The 17,117-nt window shown below is 26.0% G+C and carries 18 protein-coding genes; 10 read left to right on the top strand and 8 right to left on the bottom strand.

Annotated elements, in window-relative coordinates; genetic code table 11:
* The 4 genes from AWT65_RS06560 to AWT65_RS06870 all read left to right on the top strand — a co-directional run.
* A partial coding sequence (locus tag AWT65_RS06560; protein WP_198142934.1) for a hypothetical protein occupies positions 1-767 on the top strand: 767 nt, incomplete at its 5' end.
* A 14-nt stretch (positions 768-781) separates the two neighbouring features.
* A complete protein-coding gene (locus AWT65_RS01785; protein ID WP_066728757.1) occupies positions 782-991 on the top strand; it encodes a hypothetical protein in 210 nt (69 codons plus the stop codon).
* A 45-nt stretch (positions 992-1,036) separates the two neighbouring features.
* The gene (locus AWT65_RS01780) at positions 1,037-2,011 is read left to right on the top strand and encodes a PDDEXK nuclease domain-containing protein (protein WP_066728756.1); all 975 of its coding nucleotides are present in this window, start codon (positions 1,037-1,039) and stop codon (positions 2,009-2,011) included.
* 105 nt (positions 2,012-2,116) lie between these two features.
* Entirely contained in the window at positions 2,117-2,209 is a 93-nt protein-coding gene (locus AWT65_RS06870; protein ID WP_157055036.1) for a hypothetical protein, read from the top strand.
* Positions 2,210-2,497: 288 nt separating this feature from the next.
* On the opposite strand, the gene AWT65_RS06945 is transcribed toward AWT65_RS06870, so the two are convergent.
* The 3 genes from AWT65_RS06945 to AWT65_RS01770 form a co-directional block, all read right to left on the bottom strand.
* A complete protein-coding gene (locus AWT65_RS06945; protein ID WP_445783339.1) occupies positions 2,498-2,599 on the bottom strand; it encodes a hypothetical protein in 102 nt (33 codons plus the stop codon).
* A gap of 80 nt (positions 2,600-2,679) precedes the next feature.
* On the bottom strand, positions 2,680-4,419 hold the full coding sequence (locus AWT65_RS01775; RefSeq protein WP_066728755.1) for an ABC transporter ATP-binding protein: 1,740 nt from the start codon (positions 4,417-4,419) through the stop codon (positions 2,680-2,682).
* Positions 4,409-6,091, bottom strand: coding sequence for an ABC transporter ATP-binding protein (locus tag AWT65_RS01770; protein ID WP_066728752.1), 1,683 nt, complete (start codon positions 6,089-6,091; stop codon positions 4,409-4,411). Before AWT65_RS01770 ends, AWT65_RS01775 begins: the two co-directional genes overlap by 11 nt.
* 127 nt (positions 6,092-6,218) lie before the next feature.
* Here AWT65_RS01770 and AWT65_RS06330 point away from each other — a divergent pair, with 127 nt between their 5' ends.
* The 3 genes from AWT65_RS06330 to AWT65_RS01760 all read left to right on the top strand — a co-directional run bounded on the left by AWT65_RS06330 (position 6,219) and on the right by AWT65_RS01760 (position 7,342).
* Positions 6,219-6,392 (top strand): PspC domain-containing protein, encoded by a 174-nt coding sequence (locus AWT65_RS06330; protein ID WP_083497786.1) that lies wholly within the window; start codon positions 6,219-6,221, stop codon positions 6,390-6,392.
* A 245-nt stretch (positions 6,393-6,637) separates the two neighbouring features.
* Positions 6,638-6,973, top strand: coding sequence for a TM2 domain-containing protein (locus tag AWT65_RS01765; RefSeq protein ID WP_066728750.1), 336 nt, complete (start codon positions 6,638-6,640; stop codon positions 6,971-6,973).
* Entirely contained in the window at positions 6,974-7,342 is a 369-nt protein-coding gene (locus AWT65_RS01760) for a DUF2752 domain-containing protein (RefSeq protein WP_066728748.1), read from the top strand. It begins immediately after the preceding gene.
* 55 nt (positions 7,343-7,397) lie between these two features.
* On the opposite strand, the gene AWT65_RS01755 is transcribed toward AWT65_RS01760, so the two are convergent.
* Genes AWT65_RS01755 through uppS form a run of 5 tightly spaced genes read right to left on the bottom strand, consistent with a single transcriptional unit; the run spans position 7,398 to position 13,711 of the window.
* Positions 7,398-9,866, bottom strand: coding sequence for a glycogen/starch/alpha-glucan phosphorylase (locus AWT65_RS01755; protein ID WP_066728746.1), 2,469 nt, complete (start codon positions 9,864-9,866; stop codon positions 7,398-7,400).
* Between the two features lie 17 nt (positions 9,867-9,883).
* Positions 9,884-10,951, bottom strand: coding sequence for a hypothetical protein (locus tag AWT65_RS01750; protein WP_066728743.1), 1,068 nt, complete (start codon positions 10,949-10,951; stop codon positions 9,884-9,886).
* Entirely contained in the window at positions 10,944-12,257 is a 1,314-nt protein-coding gene (locus AWT65_RS01745) for a hypothetical protein (protein ID WP_066728741.1), read from the bottom strand. Before AWT65_RS01745 ends, AWT65_RS01750 begins: the two co-directional genes overlap by 8 nt.
* Positions 12,247-13,023, bottom strand: coding sequence for a phosphatidate cytidylyltransferase (locus AWT65_RS01740; protein WP_066728739.1), 777 nt, complete (start codon positions 13,021-13,023; stop codon positions 12,247-12,249). Before AWT65_RS01740 ends, AWT65_RS01745 begins: the two co-directional genes overlap by 11 nt.
* Positions 13,010-13,711 (bottom strand): polyprenyl diphosphate synthase, encoded by a 702-nt coding sequence (gene uppS / locus AWT65_RS01735; RefSeq protein ID WP_374041699.1) that lies wholly within the window; start codon positions 13,709-13,711, stop codon positions 13,010-13,012. The genes AWT65_RS01740 and uppS overlap by 14 nt, the downstream gene beginning before the upstream one ends.
* Before the next feature lie 161 nt (positions 13,712-13,872).
* Between uppS and pnp the strand changes: the two genes are divergently transcribed.
* From pnp to AWT65_RS01720, 3 genes are read left to right on the top strand one after another with little or no spacing between them, the layout of a single operon-like run.
* Positions 13,873-16,065, top strand: a complete 2,193-nt coding sequence (pnp, locus tag AWT65_RS01730; RefSeq protein WP_066728735.1) for a polyribonucleotide nucleotidyltransferase — start codon at positions 13,873-13,875, stop codon at positions 16,063-16,065.
* Positions 16,046-16,627: a CDP-diacylglycerol--glycerol-3-phosphate 3-phosphatidyltransferase gene (gene pgsA / locus AWT65_RS01725; RefSeq protein WP_083497785.1), complete on the top strand. Its 582-nt coding sequence runs from the start codon at positions 16,046-16,048 to the stop codon at positions 16,625-16,627. Before pnp ends, pgsA begins: the two co-directional genes overlap by 20 nt.
* The gene (locus tag AWT65_RS01720; RefSeq protein WP_066728731.1) at positions 16,620-17,117 is read left to right on the top strand and encodes a hypothetical protein; all 498 of its coding nucleotides are present in this window, start codon (positions 16,620-16,622) and stop codon (positions 17,115-17,117) included. The genes pgsA and AWT65_RS01720 overlap by 8 nt, the downstream gene beginning before the upstream one ends.

The following is a 17,117-nucleotide window of genomic DNA, read 5'->3' as shown; positions in this document are numbered from 1 at the left end:
CATATTATGAAGATAGTCCTGTTACAGAAGATGGAAGAATAGCAAGAGATGAAAATGGCAAACAGTATACAGTGGGTAATATAAGCTATTCTGAATGGGCAGAGAAGTATGTGAAAAATCCAGAACAATTAAAAGGTTACGGACAGTATGCAAGATATAAGAAAGTTTTAGGAGATAAAGCACCTAATTCATTTGAAAATTTTGTAGATATAAAGTATAATAGTAAGAAATACAATAGTTTAAAGACATTGTATAAAGATACAAAAGAATACAATTATACTGTTGATTTATTTAAAAATCACGGAGTACCTGAGAAGTATATTCCGCAAACATTAAATGAATTTATAGATATTAAATTAAATAACAAATTAGAATACGAAGAAATTAAATTTAGAAAAAAATTATTAATAACAGATTATGCAAATAAATTAAAAGAACAACAACAATTAAAACATAAATATTTATCAAAACAATATAATAATGAATTATTAAAAAATCCACCAGTGAATAAATCATATTTTAAAGATAGTGATAAAATGACAGATAATGAATATAAAGATAAAATCAGAGAGTTGCAAAAGGGAATAAGAGGAAAAGGTGAAATAATTGTGACATATAATGGTAATAATCTTCAATATTATGAAAATTATTATCACAATAGTGATATAGGAAAAACTTGGGATAGAATAAAGTTAATACATTATGACACTAAAAAGACTAGAACAATATATTCTAAAAAAGGATATCATGTGTATCCTGTATATTAAAATAGGAGGTAGGTATGTTAAAAGATGAATTATTAAAAAATATAGGTAAAACTATGAACATAAACACCAAAAGAAAAACAAAATATGATTTCAAAAATCTTAAATTAGTTGGAGTATATTATGATGAGGATTATCTTGAAACTTGGATGGCAAAATTTGATTTAGAAATATGTGGTTTAGAAATCGTAATAGATTGTATAGAATCAATAGATATATTAGATTAGAGCAACTGTGAAAGGTTGCTTTTTTTGTTAGTTAATTAAGGAGAAATAAATGATATAAGTGCAAGGAATAAAGTTTACAAGACAGCAAATTTTGCAATGGTTGAAGCATACTGGAATATTGGCAAGAGAATTATTTATGAACAAAGTGGCAAAGATACAGCAGAATATGGGCAAGGATTATTACAAGAACTATCTAAACAGATGACAAAGGATTTTGGAAAGGGATTTACAGTTGCAAATCTTAAAAATATGAGGCAGTTTTATATTACTTTTCCAAATGGCTACGCACTGCGTAGCGAATTGAGTTGGACACATTATCGTAGTTTAATGCGTGTTGAAAATGAAAGAGCAAGAAGTTTTTATTTAGAAGAAGCTATAAAATCTAATTGGAGTACAAGACAGCTTGATAGACAGATAAATAGTTTTTTTTATGAAAGATTGCTGTCAAGCAAGAATAAAGAAGAAGTGTCAAAAGAAATAACACAATCAGAGAAAAATAAAGCCCCTGAGGATATTATAAGAGATCCTTATGTGCTGGAGTTTTTAGGTCTGGAAGCTAATGCGGATTTTTATGAAAGTGATTTAGAACAAGCCTTAATAACTCATTTGCAGAAATTTCTTTTAGAATTAGGCAGAGGTTTTTCTTTTGTAGCAAGACAGAAAAGATTTACCTTTGATGGTAGACATTTCAGAATAGATTTAGTTTTTTATAACTATATTTTGAAATGTTTTGTTTTGATTGATTTAAAAATTGGTGATTTGACACATCAAGACTTAGGACAAATGCAAATGTATGTCCATTACTATGAAAGAGAAATGATGAATGAGGGAGATAATCCCCCAATAGGGATTGTACTTTGTGCAGACAAAAGCGATTCGATTGTTAAATATACTCTTCCTGAAGATGAAAAACAGATATTTGCATCAAAATATAAGCTGTATTTACCAAGTGAAGAAGAATTACTCAACGAATTAAATAGAGAGTATCTATCAATAGAAGATGACAAAAAACAAGATTAAATAATCAACAATAATATTTAAAATTTCAAAGTGGCAATTTGCGACCCTGAAAAAAGAAACGACTGAAAATGGCAATCTGGTCGTTTTTTTTAATGCTTGAAAAGTATGAGGAAAACAATTGAGGTTGTTGTCCATTTTAATGAAAATGCAACTAAAACTATGCAAGAAAAAGATAAAAAAAAACATAAAAATGATTAGAAAGTCCTTAAACTGGTAACAAAGAGGGTCGATTTTTTACTATTAAATTTTAGTGGGAAATTGATCTTTGACAACTAAATAGACCAAGGTAGGACTTTTTATCTACTTGTGGAGGATTATGACTTATTACTTGAGTTCCTACTGGAAGTGTATAATAAAGTGTGTAAATTATAAAAATAATTTATGTACTTTATTTATGTATAACCGAACTATACAAACTAAGATACTAAAATAGTGAGACCTATAATGCTTCTCATAGATTTTGAATACATTATATATTTAGTCTCACTATAAAAAAATGCACAATTCACTTGGCAAATCCAAAGAATTCTCACCAATATAGATTCCCTTAGACATATTTTGTGGATAATCTTTGAATAAATTGTATATTTTCTTTGTATAAGCCACAATAAATTTCATCTTCATATTCTTCATTATTTAACATACTTTTTATTCCTTCTATTTCTTTATTATCCATTATATAAATTAGCATACACATTATTCTTTGCAAGTAATTGTGCGTGTGTACCACGTTCTATTATTTCACCATTTTCAAGTACCATGATAACATCTGAATCTATTATTGTTGATAGTCTGTGTGCTATGACAAATACAGTTTTTCCATGCATCAATTTATCCATACCATCTTGTACAATTTTTTCAGTTCTTGTATCAATATTAGATGTTGCTTCATCTAGTATTAGAACAGGTGTATTACGTAATTTTGCACGTACAAGGCATAATAATTGTTTTTGCCCTTGAGAAAGTGTATCAGTATTACCAGATATGTATGTTTCATAGCCTTTTTCAAGTTGTGAGATAAAATGATGTGCACCTATTTGTTTTGCTACTTCAATGACTTCTTCTTTTGAAATAGTTTCATCTGAGTATCTAATATTATCTAAGATTGTTCCAGAAAAGAGTATACTATCCTGTAAAACAACAGTTATATTTTTTCTTAAATCAGACTTATTAATCCTTCTAATATCAATACCATCAAAAGTAATAGTTCCACTATCAATTTCATAGAATCGGTTAATAAGGTTAGTAATTGTAGTTTTACCACTACCTGTTGGACCAACGATAGCTATTTTTTGACCATATTTTGCATACATATTTATATTTTTTAATATTTTTTTATCTTTATTATATGAAAAATCAACGTTAATAAACTCAATGTTTCCAACACATTTAACCTTTTCATTATTCTCTAATATCCAGTATCCATCTTTTAAGTATACCTTACCCTCATCAATTTCATTATCTAGGTCCATAAGTTCAAAGACTCTTTTAGCTCCAGCAAGTGCTGAATTAACCATACCAACTTCAAAAGAAAAGATAAATAGGGGCATAGCAATTAGTCTACTTAATAGTAAAAAACTTCCTATTGTACCTATTGAAGTATGAAATATAGTTCCAACAATTGCTATACATGCATATTGTAAGAAGTTTATTGTTCCTATAACTGGAAATATAGTATTTGAATATATGTTTGCACTTACTATGCTTTTTAACCATGCATTATTTAAACGTTTAAATATTGAATTATTTCTTTTTTCATAGTTAAATAGTTTTACAATATTTTGACCATTAACGCTTTCTTCAATGTAACCGTTTATAGATCCAATATTTTTTTGGTTTGTGTCATAAGATTTAATGCTGTATTTTGAAAATAAATATATTATTACATACGATAAAGCACTAAAGAATATTACAACAATTGCTAGCTTATATGAAATATATATCATAATAGCTAATAGAGCAATCATTTCGACTATACCACTAAAAATATTGAACATAGAAAATTCCAAGAAAGTGTTCATGGAGTCTATATCGTTTGTAAACTTACTCATAATATCTCCGTGTTCATGTGTGTCAAAAAATACAATGGGTAAATTTTGTAGTTTTTCAAAAGATTTTTTTCTAATGCCAAACATAACATCTTGTGAAAGTGGTATTGCGAGTAGGATATTAAGTTCTTCAAAGCAAATAGATATTAGGTAAATTAATCCTAAAATTGTAATATATTTAGGTAAAAGATCTAATCTTTTAGGAATTAAGACTTTATCGATAATAACTTGTATTAATTTTGTTGAATAGGTACTACAAATTTTAAAAATTAGTATAGAGATAATTATTGTAAAAAACTTCAATGGGCTTTTTTTGAAGACCATATGTATCATTCGTTTAAGAGCTTTACTATTCTTCATCAAAATTACCTCCTTTTTGTATATTGTAAAATTCCTTGTATATTTCATTATTATGTAGAAGATTTTCATTAGTATCTATATCTTGTATCATACCATTATCTAATACCATAACTCTATCGCACATTAAAACAGAAGATATTTTTTGACTTATGATAATTTTTGTACAGTTTTTACCTTTTAAAAAGTTCTTTATATCACGGTCAGTTTTTGTATCTATTGCACTAGTAGAATCATCTAGAATTAGTATAGGGCTGTATTTTAAAAGGCTTCTAGCGATGTATAGTCTTTGTTTTTGCCCACCTGAAAAGTTAGAACCATATTGTTCTACTGTTTGGTCAAGTGAACTTATAAAGTTTTGAGCTCTAACACCTTTTATTGCTTCTAGAATTTTTTCGTCATCTAAATCACTATTTGCTAGTTTCATATTACTATATATATTACCTTTAAATAAAGTATTATTTTGCGATACTATACTTACTATATCACGTAAATAATTAAGGTTTATATCCAAAATATTTTTATTTCCTATAGTTATACTACCACTAGATATATTATATAGACGAACTAGTAGATTAACAAGACTAGTTTTACCACTTCCAGTAGCACCTATTATTCCAAGGCTTTCACCTTGTTTTAGTTTAAATGAAACATTTTTTAAAACGTCATGGGTTGCAGGGTAATCAAAATTAACATTTTTAAATTCTATATCAAAATTATCTAAGCTTGTTATATTACCGTTGTCTACTTCATTTTCTTTTTCTAATATTTCAAATATTCTTACGATAGATATTTTAGACATTGCAAAGTCTGATATTATATATCCACATTCAAATAGGTTACCTAATATTTGTCCTGAATATGTTAAGATACTTAGGAATAGTCCTATAGTTATTTCTTTATTTATTATCATTTTACTTGCTATTATTATCATTAAAATATTACAACCATAACCTAGCAATGTTAAAAGTGGATAAAATGAACCTAATGTTGTATCCAAGAACTGCAAAGTTTTAGTGATTTTTTTACTTATTGTATTAAATTTCTTTATTTCTTTTTCCTTATTATTATACGTCTTTATTACCTTAATACCTTTTAAATTTTCATCAATATTTTGATTTAAATCATCAGATAATTTAAATAGTATGTATAGTTGGTTTAGTAATAGCTTTATTACTAAAAGTATTAAAACAATTAATAAAGGGACCATAATAAAGAATATTATGGAAATTTTTTTAGATATTTTAAAAATCATTATAAATGACAAAAGTGCCATTATTGGGCAACGTAAGGTGTATCTAATTAATGATTGATATGTGTTTTTTGCTTTTTGTATATCTTTTGTAAGTCTTGTAATTATACTATGCGTTCCGAGTTCATCTATTGTATATGATGGTAATTTTTGGATTTTTTGGAATAATTCAAATCGAAGATTAGATGCAAAACCACACGAAGCTTTAATAGCAGAAATGCTTGATGAAATACCGAGTATAAGGGATAAAAGTGTACAAATTAAAAGTTTTATGACAATAGGTTTATTAAGCCCGTTATCTACTAGCTTTGACATATACAAAGGTATTAGCATTTCAAGGAAGCTTTCTAGAGTTACGAAAATAGGAGCTAGAATAGCAAAAAATTTATACTGTTTTGTATATCTTGCAATTAATTTGAGCATAAATCCTCCTTTCTTTAGTGTAGTATAAAACATTTAATAAAAAAATACAATATGAAATATATGTAAATATTGATATTTTTTAAGGAGTAATATATAATATTCATAATAAATCTTAAGGAGAACCAGTATGAGAAAGAGATTAACAAGAAGTAGAAAGAATAGAATGATATTTGGAGTCTGTGGAGGTATAGCAGAATACCTAGATATAGATCCAGTGATAGTAAGATTGATATTTTTATTTTTTGGTGTGACTTTATTTTTCTATGTTGTTATGGCTGTTATTATACCAGAAGAAGATTAATAAGTATTTAAAAGTCAAGGTATTTAGCCTTGTAATTTAAGTTAGTACAAATAGCTCCTGTTTTTTAGATAAAGGTCTTGAGAAGAGTTTGAATATTTTATTTTTTTATTATATACAAATAAAATAATAAAATTAAACTTTATTTATAAAAAATATGTGCATTTTATAAAAAATATAGTATAATAAGTGTATAGAAACGGAAAAAAGAATAATATAAATGCAAAAGTAATAAAGGAGGAATTTTTTTGGAAAAACAAAAAATTGATTTATATTTAGTTACAAATTCAAAATATTTTGAAAGTACTTCTATTCCTATTATAAAGCAAAGATTAGAAAAGTTAGATGATGATTCTTTTTTAGCTATTCATGCTTGTGAATTAAAAGATCCCACAACTATATTAATAATTTCTATTTTTTTAGGTAGTTTAGGAATAGATAGATTTATGATTGGTGATATAGGAATGGGAATTTTAAAATTATTAACAGGTGGATGTTGTGGATTATTAACAATAATTGATTGGTTTACAATCGTTAAGAAAACTAAGCAAAAAAATTTAGCAACATTATTTTTGGTAATTTAAATGTATACTAAAGCAAAATGGGTTTATTTAGATTTATTTATTTTAGGTACTATATCATTATTATTGAATAAATTCAATATTAGAATATGCATATTTTATCATATTTTTAAAATTCCTTGTCCTGGATGTGGATTAACTAGAGGATTTATTGAGTTATCAAAATTAAATGTTATAAAAAGTTTAAAATATAATATACTATGTATACCTATTTTATTAACTTTTATTATTTATACTTTTTTAGTCATAATAAAAAAAGATTATTTAATAATAAAATTCATAAATAAATATAAATATGCTGTTATAATTACATTTATGCTATTACAGTTAGTAGTATTTATTATAAACATTAATAATCCGTTACTTTATTAAAATGTTAAATAAGGTGTGTAAGTTTTAAAAACTCACACACCTCATTTTTTAGTTTCTATTTTATATAATTTTCTATTTTACAAGTTTTAATATTCCAAATATCATCGGCATATTCTTTAATTGTTCTATCAGAAGAGAACTTACCAGCATTTGCAATATTTTTCAAAGCCATCTTAGCCCATTTTTCTTTTTGAGAGAAAGTCTTTGAAATTTTTTGTTGTGTTAAACGATATTGAGGGAAGTCTTTCAATACATAATAAACATCAGGTCTATTACCTTCTACACCATAAAGTATAGAATCCTTAATTTCTTTGAATAAACCAGTGTGATTATCGTCATAAGTACCATCAGTAAGTTGTTCAATTACTTTTTGAAGACCTTCTACAACATAGTATTCTTCCATAGGATTGTATTTTCCATAATTATCTAATCTTTCGATTTCATCAGCAGTTAGACCGAAAATAAATTCATTTTCAAGACCAGCTTCTTCAACAATTTCTATATTTGCTCCATCCATAGTTCCAAGTGTAATAGCACCATTAACCATAAATTTCATATTACCAGTACCTGAAGCTTCTTTACCAGCAGTAGATATTTGTTCAGAAATATCTGCAGCAGGGAAGATTTTTTCAGCTAAAGATACACGATAATTTTCTAAGAAAACAACCTTAATCTTGTTATTTATAGTAGCATCATTATTGATTACTTGAGCAACTGAATTTATTAGTTTAATAATTCCTTTAGCTCTTCTATATCCTGGTGCAGATTTAGCAGCAAAAATGAAAGTTCTAGGATAAATATCTAGTAAAGGATTTTCTTTTAATTTATTGTATAAATCCATTATATGGAATACATTAAGTAATTGTCTTTTATATTCATGTAATCTTTTAACTTGAATGTCAAATATAGAGGTAGGATCTACTTCTATACCTGTAGTATCAAAGATATATTTAGCTAATTTTTGTTTGTTATGTAATTTAATATCCATGATATTCTTAAGAACTTTTTCATCATCTAAATATTTTTCAAGTTTCTTTAATTCAGATAAATTTGTTATCCATTTGTCTGAACCAATTAATTTTGTTATGTATTCTGCAAGTTCAGGATTTGCTTTTAATAACCATCTTCTTTGAGTTATACCATTAGTCTTATTTTGGAATTTTTCAGGATATAGTTCATACCAATCTTTTAATTCTTGATTTTTTAATATTTCTGTATGTAGTGCAGCAACACCATTTACAGCATGAGAAGCAACTATTGCAAGCCAAGCCATTTTAACTTGTCCATTTGAAATAATGCTCATTCTATTAATACGATCAAAATCATTTGGATATTTTTGTCTTAAATCATTAATAAATCTTCTATTTATTTCTTCTATAATTTGATAAATTCTAGGAAGTAATGGTTGTATTAATGAAATATCCCATTTTTCTAAAGCTTCTGATAAAATTGTATGATTTGTATATGCAAATACTTTCTTACAAATATTCCATGCAGCATCCCAACCTAGTTTTTCGTAGTCTAATAAGATACGCATAAGTTCAGGTATAGCTACTACAGGATGTGTATCATTAAGTTGTATTGCAATTTTATCTGCAAAATTATCAAAATTATTTCCAAAAATTGACTTATATCTTCTAACGATGTCTTGTAATGAGGCAGAAGTAAAGAAATATTGTTGTTTCAATCTTAACCATTTACCACTTCTTTCAGTATCATTAGGATAAAGAACTCTTGAAATGTCTTCTGCTTCAACTTCTTTTTCAGAAGCAGCAAGGTATCTTTGAGCATTAAATAATTGTAAATCAAAACCTTCCATTGATTGTGCTTCCCAAAGTCTTAAAGTATTAACAACACCATTACCATAACCTATTACAGGAACATCATAAGCAATAGCTTTTACATTTTCAGTATTAACACGTTTGTAATATTCTTTACCAACTTCATCTTTATGTATTTCAACATTACCCCCAAATTTTACTTCAAAAGTTCTGTCTAATCTTTTTATATCCCAAGGTGTTCCATATTTTGTCCAATCGTCAGGATATTCAACTTGAAAACCATTTTCAATTTTTTGTTCAAAAAGACCATATTTATATCTTAAACCATAACCATGACCAGGTAAACCTAGTGTAGCTAAAGAGTCAAGGAAACAAGCAGCTAAACGACCTAAACCACCATTACCAAGTCCAGTATCCATTTCTTTATCTTCAATTAAACTAATATCAATATTTAAATCAGATAATACTTCTTTAATAAGTTTATCATATTGTAAATTAATCAAATTATTTCCAAGATAACGACCCATTAAGAATTCGGCTGAAAAATAGTACATTTGCTTAACTTGTTTTTTTGCATAAGTTTTTTTAGTGTTATACCACTTTTCAACGACATCGTCCATTACAGCACTTGAAACAGCATAATATATTTCGTATTGTTTAGCTTCTTCAAAAGTTTTTCCATATTGCCTTCTTAAAGCTAATTTTATTTTGTCTTTCAATTGCTCCTTTGTAATTGTTTGCATTATATTTTACCTCCGAACTATTGGAATATATTTCCAAATTCAATGTTATATTTCTTCCTCAAATATTCTAACATTTGTATAGCAAAAAAGTCAAGATTAGAAGAATATAAGACCTCAGCAATATTTTTATCGACCATAATTTCTTCTAGTATATCTTTAATTTTGCTTATATTATCAACTTTAATTTCTGATGGAAGAAAAATACGCACCTCTCTATCACTGATTTTTTTAAGACTGACCAATTGTATATTTTTATCAGAAATGTTTAAAAGCTTTTCTAAAATATATCTTTGATTTTTACTTTCTATGTAGGTATCGTAATAATTTTTGTAATGAACTATATCTAAAAAATTAAAACCTGGCATAAGTAAGCAAGAATTTTCATTTTTTTCTTCTTTGATATAGAATTTAAGATTGTATATATTATTATTCATGTCTATTTTATAAATTTCAACATTTTTAATAGCAGCATCTTCTTTTTTTGCTTTTTCAAAAAAAGTATAAATATCAAAGCTTTTAATTGCTTTATAATCTAGTATAAAATATTCAAAATCTTCATCATCTAAAATTGTAGGTGTATAGTTATATGGATTACCATATTCAAGTAAATTTAATAAGATTATTCTTCTTGATAAAAAGAAATAAGGAACTTTTTTATCAAGACTTATTTTAATATAATAATAAAGCTTATTTTCGTTCTTTTTATTTAATATTTTTTGTAAATTAATTAATGAAGAATCAAGTTGTTCTTTTACTAAAAAAAAGTCTTTATTTTCATTATCTATTCCTAAATCAAGGTAGAGAAGATAAAGATTTTCTAATGAATGAAAGCAATTAAAAATATTTATTTTGTATTCATAGAAAGTTTCCTTATTTCTATCTATGGTAGAAAAAACTTTTTTAAGAAGACTCAAACTATCAATATCAGAAATATTTTTAATAAAAAAACTATCATTTTCTAATTTATTTATATTTTTTACATAAAATTGAAAATCTTCTTTTTCAGGTTTTGTAATTTTAAGTAGGGAATCATTAAGACTCTTAATTATTTCTAAATCTTTGTTCAATAGTAATTTATTATTCATTTGTCCTACTTTCTAGGTATTTAGCGAGATTTAATATATAGGCTTTTTTTGTGTCTTTTAGAAGACAGTCACCTATGAAATCACCAGACATATCATTTATATGTCTTACAAATATCTTTTCTTTATATAGTATTCGTTTAGCTAATAAGATGAAATTTTGTTTTTTTACACAAATTTGTAAAACAAATTGTGCTTGGTCTAATTTATTTAATATTGGTAATTCTAAATTATTAATTTTGTAGTAAGAAATATTGTCTGTTTTAATTAGATTAGCAATATTAAACTCTGAAATCTTTATTACTTTTGAAAGATCTATTGCAAAGTAGCCTAAGTCAGTTTGAATAATATAGCATAAAAGACTAAAGAATTTTAGTCTTAATTTCGTAACTAAATTATAGTCTTCATCAATAAATACTCTACCATTTTGTGCTTGTGTTGCTTGAATATAGTTCACAAAGGAAAAAGCATTGTCAGATAGATTAGGATCTATATATTTATCTTGATTAAGATAAATTAAATCTTTATTCCTTTTAATAGTTGGACAAGTTATAATAATCTTTAATTTTGAAAAATCTTGTATAAATTCTATTGAAATTTTAAATATCTGTTTTTGAATGTTTTTATGCTGCCATTTTCTTTCTTCGTTGATAAATGAACGAAGTAAGGCAAGCAAGGGTTCTTTTATTTTTGCAAAAACTAATTTATCTATTTTTAAATTATTAGTTATAAAAGAACATTGAAAAGCTATACCTAAATTTTTAGCATATTCTAATAGATTATTTTCTATTTCAGGTATTTCACTATTAAGATCAAGCATTCGTAATAAAAAACTTTCATTTTTTAAATTATATTTTGTAATAGATAAATTTTTAATTAGAGTTAAATATTTTTTTCTTTGATTTTCTTTAATATATTTTGACATATCAGCTAAGTCTGAACGAATATAGAAAAGTTTATCTATATTTGAAACTAAATTATCAATTTGTTTGGGATTGATATAAAATTTCTTATCAGATCTAAGAGAATATTTAAATTTTTGTAAGTTATATTTTTCAACAAAAGTATAAGCTTTAAAGAAATTGGCTAAAGCTAAATCGATATTTTTTTCGTTATATTCAATTGTATATTCAATGAAACAATTTATAATATTAGGATTAAATTCTTTGAAATTTATATTATTGTTAAAAAATATATAGTCTTCACTTAATATAGTAAAAAACTCCTTTAAATGCTCAAAGAAGTTTTGTATATCAAAAGTTTTAAAATTATATTTTTTGTCGAAAAATACACTTAATTTATAGAACATATAGCCTCCAATAAAAATATATGAAAGGTATAACAAATAAAGCACTATCAAATCTATCCATGAAACCTCCATGACCTGCAAGAATATTTCCTGAATCTTTAATATTTACATCTCTTTTGATTTTTGATTCGAATAAGTCACCGAATACGGCTACTATTGTTAAAAATATAGATAATAAGGCTACATTGGTATCATAAAAAATCTTACCTACAAAGTATTTGAAAATGTAGCTAATAATTAAAACACCAATAAGACCACCGAAAACGCCTTCTATAGACTTATTAGGAGAAATTTTTGATAATTTATGTTTTCCAAATTTTGAACCTATTAAATAGGCAAAGGTATCACAAGCCCAAATGCTAGCAAATGAATATGTAAGTATTAAACCACCAAATTGGAAGTTTTGTATTTTTATACCATAGGTGAATAATAAAGGAATATACATAATTCCAAAAAAAGTTAAGGCTAATTTTTGAGTGAAATTTTCATCATAATCAGTAAGCATTTGTATAATGGCTGTTATAAAAAAAGATGCTATAAGAAATACCGAAGGAAGTAACTTAAAATAAACAATAGGTGGGAAAAAAGCACCTATGAAAAGTCCAAAATACATATATACATTTTTTTCTTTAAACATTTTGTAAAATTCGTATAAAGAAAAACAAACAACAATTTCCGAAAAAACTAGAAAAAGAAATTTGCTTGAAAGTAATATATAAAGTATTAAAGGTATAAATAAAAAAAGGAAAATTCTATTTTTTTTCATTAGTTAAACCTCCATATCGTCTATCTCGATTTGAAAAATCTTTTAGAGCTTTTAATAATTCATCTTCGTTAAAATCTGGCCATAAACAATCTGTAAAATATAGTTCTGAATATGCAAGTTGCCAAATAAGGAAATTACTTATTCTAAGTTCACCACCTGTTCTAATAACAAGATCAGGAAAATCGATATTGTTATACAAATTTGCTTCTAAATCAGCAAAATCTATAGTTTTCTTTCCTTTTTGAATAAGGCTATTAACTGCATCAATTATTTCTTGTTGTCCTCCATAATTAAAACAAATATTCAAAATTAGTTTATCATTTGATTTTAAAAAATCACAAGTTTCGTCTATTGTACTTTGTAGGTCTTTTGAAATATTAGTTTTACTACCACTTATAACTAAGCGTATGCCTTCTTTCAAAAGACTTTCTCTTTTATTTATTAAATATTTTTTGAATAAAAACATCAAAGTATTTACTTCAAGGCTAGGTCTTTTCCAATTTTCTGTTGAAAAGGCATAAACACTAAGCGTTTTTATACCATATTTTATGCAAGCCTTTATTATATTTTCTAAGGCAACTATTCCTTGAATATGCCCCTGTGTTCTATTTCCCTTATGTAATTTTCCCCAACGACCATTACCATCCATTATTATTGCAAGAGACTTAGGTATTTTCAAATTATTCATCATCATCACTCCATAAATTAGTATAGCATAAAAATATTGAATTTACTAATTAAAATGTGGTAGAATAAAAAATAAGAGCGTTAAGTAGTAAGTAATTTTGGAATCCTTTTAAATAAAGGCTTGCAATATTATTTACTACGCTCTATATTTAGGAGGTAATTATGTTTGAAAAAGAAAAAACATTTGAAATTAAATTAGGAGAAAAAACACTATATGTAAACACTGGTAAGATAGCTAGACAAGCTTCTGGAGCAGTTTTATTAACTTGTGGAGAAACTACAGTTTTAGTTACTGCAACAAGATCAAAAGATGTGAAAAAAGGACAAGATTTTTTCCCATTAACAGTAGATTATATTGAAAAATTCTATGCTTCAGGTAAATTCCCAGGGGGCTTTGTAAAAAGAGAATCAAAACCATCAACAGAAGAAATATTAATATCAAGATTAGTAGATAGACCAATAAGACCTTTATTCCCTGAAGGTTTCTTGAATGCAGTACATGTTGTTATAAACACAGTATCATATGACGGAATTAATATGCCAGAAAATCTTGCAACTATAGGAGCATCATTAGCATTAGGTATTTCTGACATACCATTTTATGGACCTGTTGCTGGGGTAACAGTTGCATATATAAATGGAGAATATGTATTAAATCCTACAAAAGAAGAACAAGATAAAAGTGATATTTATTTATCAGTTGCAGGGACAGAAGATGCAATAACTATGGTAGAAGCTTGTTCAAATGAAGTTACAGAAGAACAAATGTTAAATGCAATTATGTTTGGTCATGAAAAAATAAAAGAAATTTGTAAACAAGAACAACAAATTATTTCAGAAATAGGTAATGAAAAAATGGAAATTAAAGAAGTTACTTATGATGAAAAAGTAGTTGAATTTTTAAATGAATATAATAAAGATTTAAAAGCAGCAATTTTAGTTCCAGGTAAGTTAGAAAAACAAGCAGCAGTAGATGAATTAGAAGAAAAATTATTAGAAATTTTTAAAGAAAAAATTGCAAGAGAATTAATTATTGAAAGTACAAAGCAAAAAGAAATTTCAGAATTAATAGAAGAAATGTTAGCTGTTGAAGATAAAAAAGATATTAATTATTATGAAACAGAATTTCATAAATACTATCATGAAATGGAAAAAACTATAGTTAGAAATCTAATTATTTATGATAAGTATAGACCAGATGGAAGAAAAGTAGATGAAATTAGACCTATAAATGCACAAGTAGATATTTTACCTATACCTCATGGGTCAGCATTATTTACTAGAGGTGAAACTCAATCATTAGCTACTGTCACTTTGGGTTCAAAGGATGATGAACAAATAGTAGATGGATTGGATGAAGAAAAAAGAAAGAAATTTATTTTACATTATAATTTCCCACCATTTTCAGTTGGAGAAGCAGGCTTTATGAGAGCTCCTGGAAGAAGAGAAATAGGACATGGAAATTTAGCAGAAAGAGCTTTAAAAGTTGTTATGCCTAGTGAAGAAGAATTTCCATATACTGTTAGGGTTGTATCAGATATAACAGAATCTAATGGTTCATCTTCACAAGCTTCAATTTGTGGAGGTTGTCTTGCTCTTATGGCAGCAGGAGTTCCAATTAAAGGAACAGTTGCAGGTATAGCAATGGGACTTATTAAAGAAGAAAATGAGTATACAATTTTAACAGATATACAAGGTTTAGAAGATCACTTAGGAGATATGGACTTTAAAGTAGCAGGTACAAAAAAAGGTATAACAGCTATACAAATGGATATAAAGATAAAAGGTATTACAAAAGAAATTATGGATATAGCTTTAAAACAAGCTCATAAAGCAAGATTTCAAATTATTGATATTATGGAAGCTGAAATTCCTGAACCAAGAAAAGCATTATCTAAAAATGCACCAAAAATTATTAATTTAAGAATAGACCCAAGTACTATAGCAGTATTAATAGGACCTGCAGGTAAAACTATAAAAGCAATTATAGAAGAAACAAAGGTTGAAATTAATATAGAAGATGATGGAAGAGTTACAATTTTTGGTAAAGATATGGAAATGATGAATAAGGCCTTGAATTTAGTAAAAAAACAAACAATGCAAATAGAACTTAATAAGGAATATGAAGGAAAGATTACTAAATTAGCGAAATTTGGAGCTTTTGTTGAAATTGCACCAGGTAAAGAAGGACTTTTACATATATCTGAAATATCAGATAAGCGTGTGAAAAATGTGGAAGATGTATTAAAAGAAGGTCAAATTATTACTGTTAAGGTTATAAGTATAGATAATGATAAATTTAGTTTAAGTATGAAAAAGGTTGGAAAGGAGCAAAATGATGAATCTGTCAAATAAATTAACTTGTTTAAGAATGATTTTAATTGTACCCTTTTTAATTCTTAGTTCCTTGAAATTTTATACATTATATGGAATTCAAACAGGGTGGAATATTTTTAGTTCAATATTAGCTTTGATAGTTTTTGCTATAGCCTGTGCTTCTGATTATTACGATGGAAAAATAGCTAGAGAAACTAATACTATTACAGATTTTGGAAAAATGATGGATCCAATAGCTGATAAATTAATTACATTTACCTTTTTATTTGTATTAGTTAAATATGATAAGATGTCAGTATTATTAGTATTCATTATGTTACTTAGAGAAATATTAGTGACTTATGAAAGAATACAATTAGTAAAAAAAGGTTGTGGAGTTTTACCAGCGGCAAAAATAGGTAAAATAAAGACTGTAGTTATAATGATAACAATAGCTATTATTTTAATAATCCCAGACTTTACATTTATGAAAATATTAAATGATATTTTAATAATCCCAGGTTTAATATTGACAGTTTATTCGGGAGTAGAATATCACTTGAAAGCAGTTGAAGAATTGAAGGAGGGATACGATGAGTAGTAGAATATTTAAAATAATAAGTATAATATTGTTGCCTTTATTTATGATAGTTTTATCTACTTTTGGGTCTATATTTGTAGTTGGATATGTAACTTCATTTTTTACCTGCATATATGCTTTATATGTTTTTGCAATTTGTATATTAGAAGATATTAAATTTTTAAGAAGAGATATTACTAATATCTATGATAAAATTTTATATGACCTTAATGATACTCTTGTTATATATGGTCTTTTATTAGCTTTAGTATCAATAGGAAAGGTATGGTTATTTATATTTTTAATATTAATAGCCTTTGAATTTATTAGAAGTGGTAGAGAAGCTATAAAATTAAGCAAGGGAGAAATAGTAGAAAATAAATTAGGAAAGTTACTTGTTTATTCAAAATTTACAGGCTTGGTTTTGATTTTAATTTTACCTAATTTTTTAGGAATAACTACACTTTTATTAATTCCAGCTGTAGCTTTAGAAATTTTAAATTTAGTCTAA

Source organism: Sneathia sanguinegens (assembly GCF_001517935.1).
GTDB lineage: Bacteria > Fusobacteriota > Fusobacteriia > Fusobacteriales > Leptotrichiaceae > Sneathia > Sneathia sanguinegens.
Note: the sequence above shows the minus strand (reverse complement) of the source record. Positions and strands in the feature narration are given on the sequence as shown.

Coding starts and splice junctions, on each gene's coding strand:
- pnp (WP_066728735.1), top strand. CDS start 13,873: ATGTTTGAAAAAGAAAAAACATTTGAAATTAAATTAGGAGAAAAAACA.
- AWT65_RS01755 (WP_066728746.1), bottom strand. CDS start 9,866: ATGCAAACAATTACAAAGGAGCAATTGAAAGACAAAATAAAATTAGCT.
- AWT65_RS06330 (WP_083497786.1), top strand. CDS start 6,219: ATGAGAAAGAGATTAACAAGAAGTAGAAAGAATAGAATGATATTTGGA.
- AWT65_RS01785 (WP_066728757.1), top strand. CDS start 782: ATGTTAAAAGATGAATTATTAAAAAATATAGGTAAAACTATGAACATA.
- AWT65_RS01740 (WP_066728739.1), bottom strand. CDS start 13,023: ATGAAAAAAAATAGAATTTTCCTTTTTTTATTTATACCTTTAATACTT.
- AWT65_RS06870 (WP_157055036.1), top strand. CDS start 2,117: ATGAGGAAAACAATTGAGGTTGTTGTCCATTTTAATGAAAATGCAACT.
- pgsA (WP_083497785.1), top strand. CDS start 16,046: ATGATGAATCTGTCAAATAAATTAACTTGTTTAAGAATGATTTTAATT.
- AWT65_RS01750 (WP_066728743.1), bottom strand. CDS start 10,951: ATGAATAATAAATTACTATTGAACAAAGATTTAGAAATAATTAAGAGT.
- AWT65_RS01745 (WP_066728741.1), bottom strand. CDS start 12,257: ATGTTCTATAAATTAAGTGTATTTTTCGACAAAAAATATAATTTTAAA.
- AWT65_RS01775 (WP_066728755.1), bottom strand. CDS start 4,419: ATGAAGAATAGTAAAGCTCTTAAACGAATGATACATATGGTCTTCAAA.
- AWT65_RS01760 (WP_066728748.1), top strand. CDS start 6,974: ATGTATACTAAAGCAAAATGGGTTTATTTAGATTTATTTATTTTAGGT.
- uppS (WP_374041699.1), bottom strand. CDS start 13,711: ATGAATAATTTGAAAATACCTAAGTCTCTTGCAATAATAATGGATGGT.
- AWT65_RS01720 (WP_066728731.1), top strand. CDS start 16,620: ATGAGTAGTAGAATATTTAAAATAATAAGTATAATATTGTTGCCTTTA.
- AWT65_RS01770 (WP_066728752.1), bottom strand. CDS start 6,091: ATGCTCAAATTAATTGCAAGATATACAAAACAGTATAAATTTTTTGCT.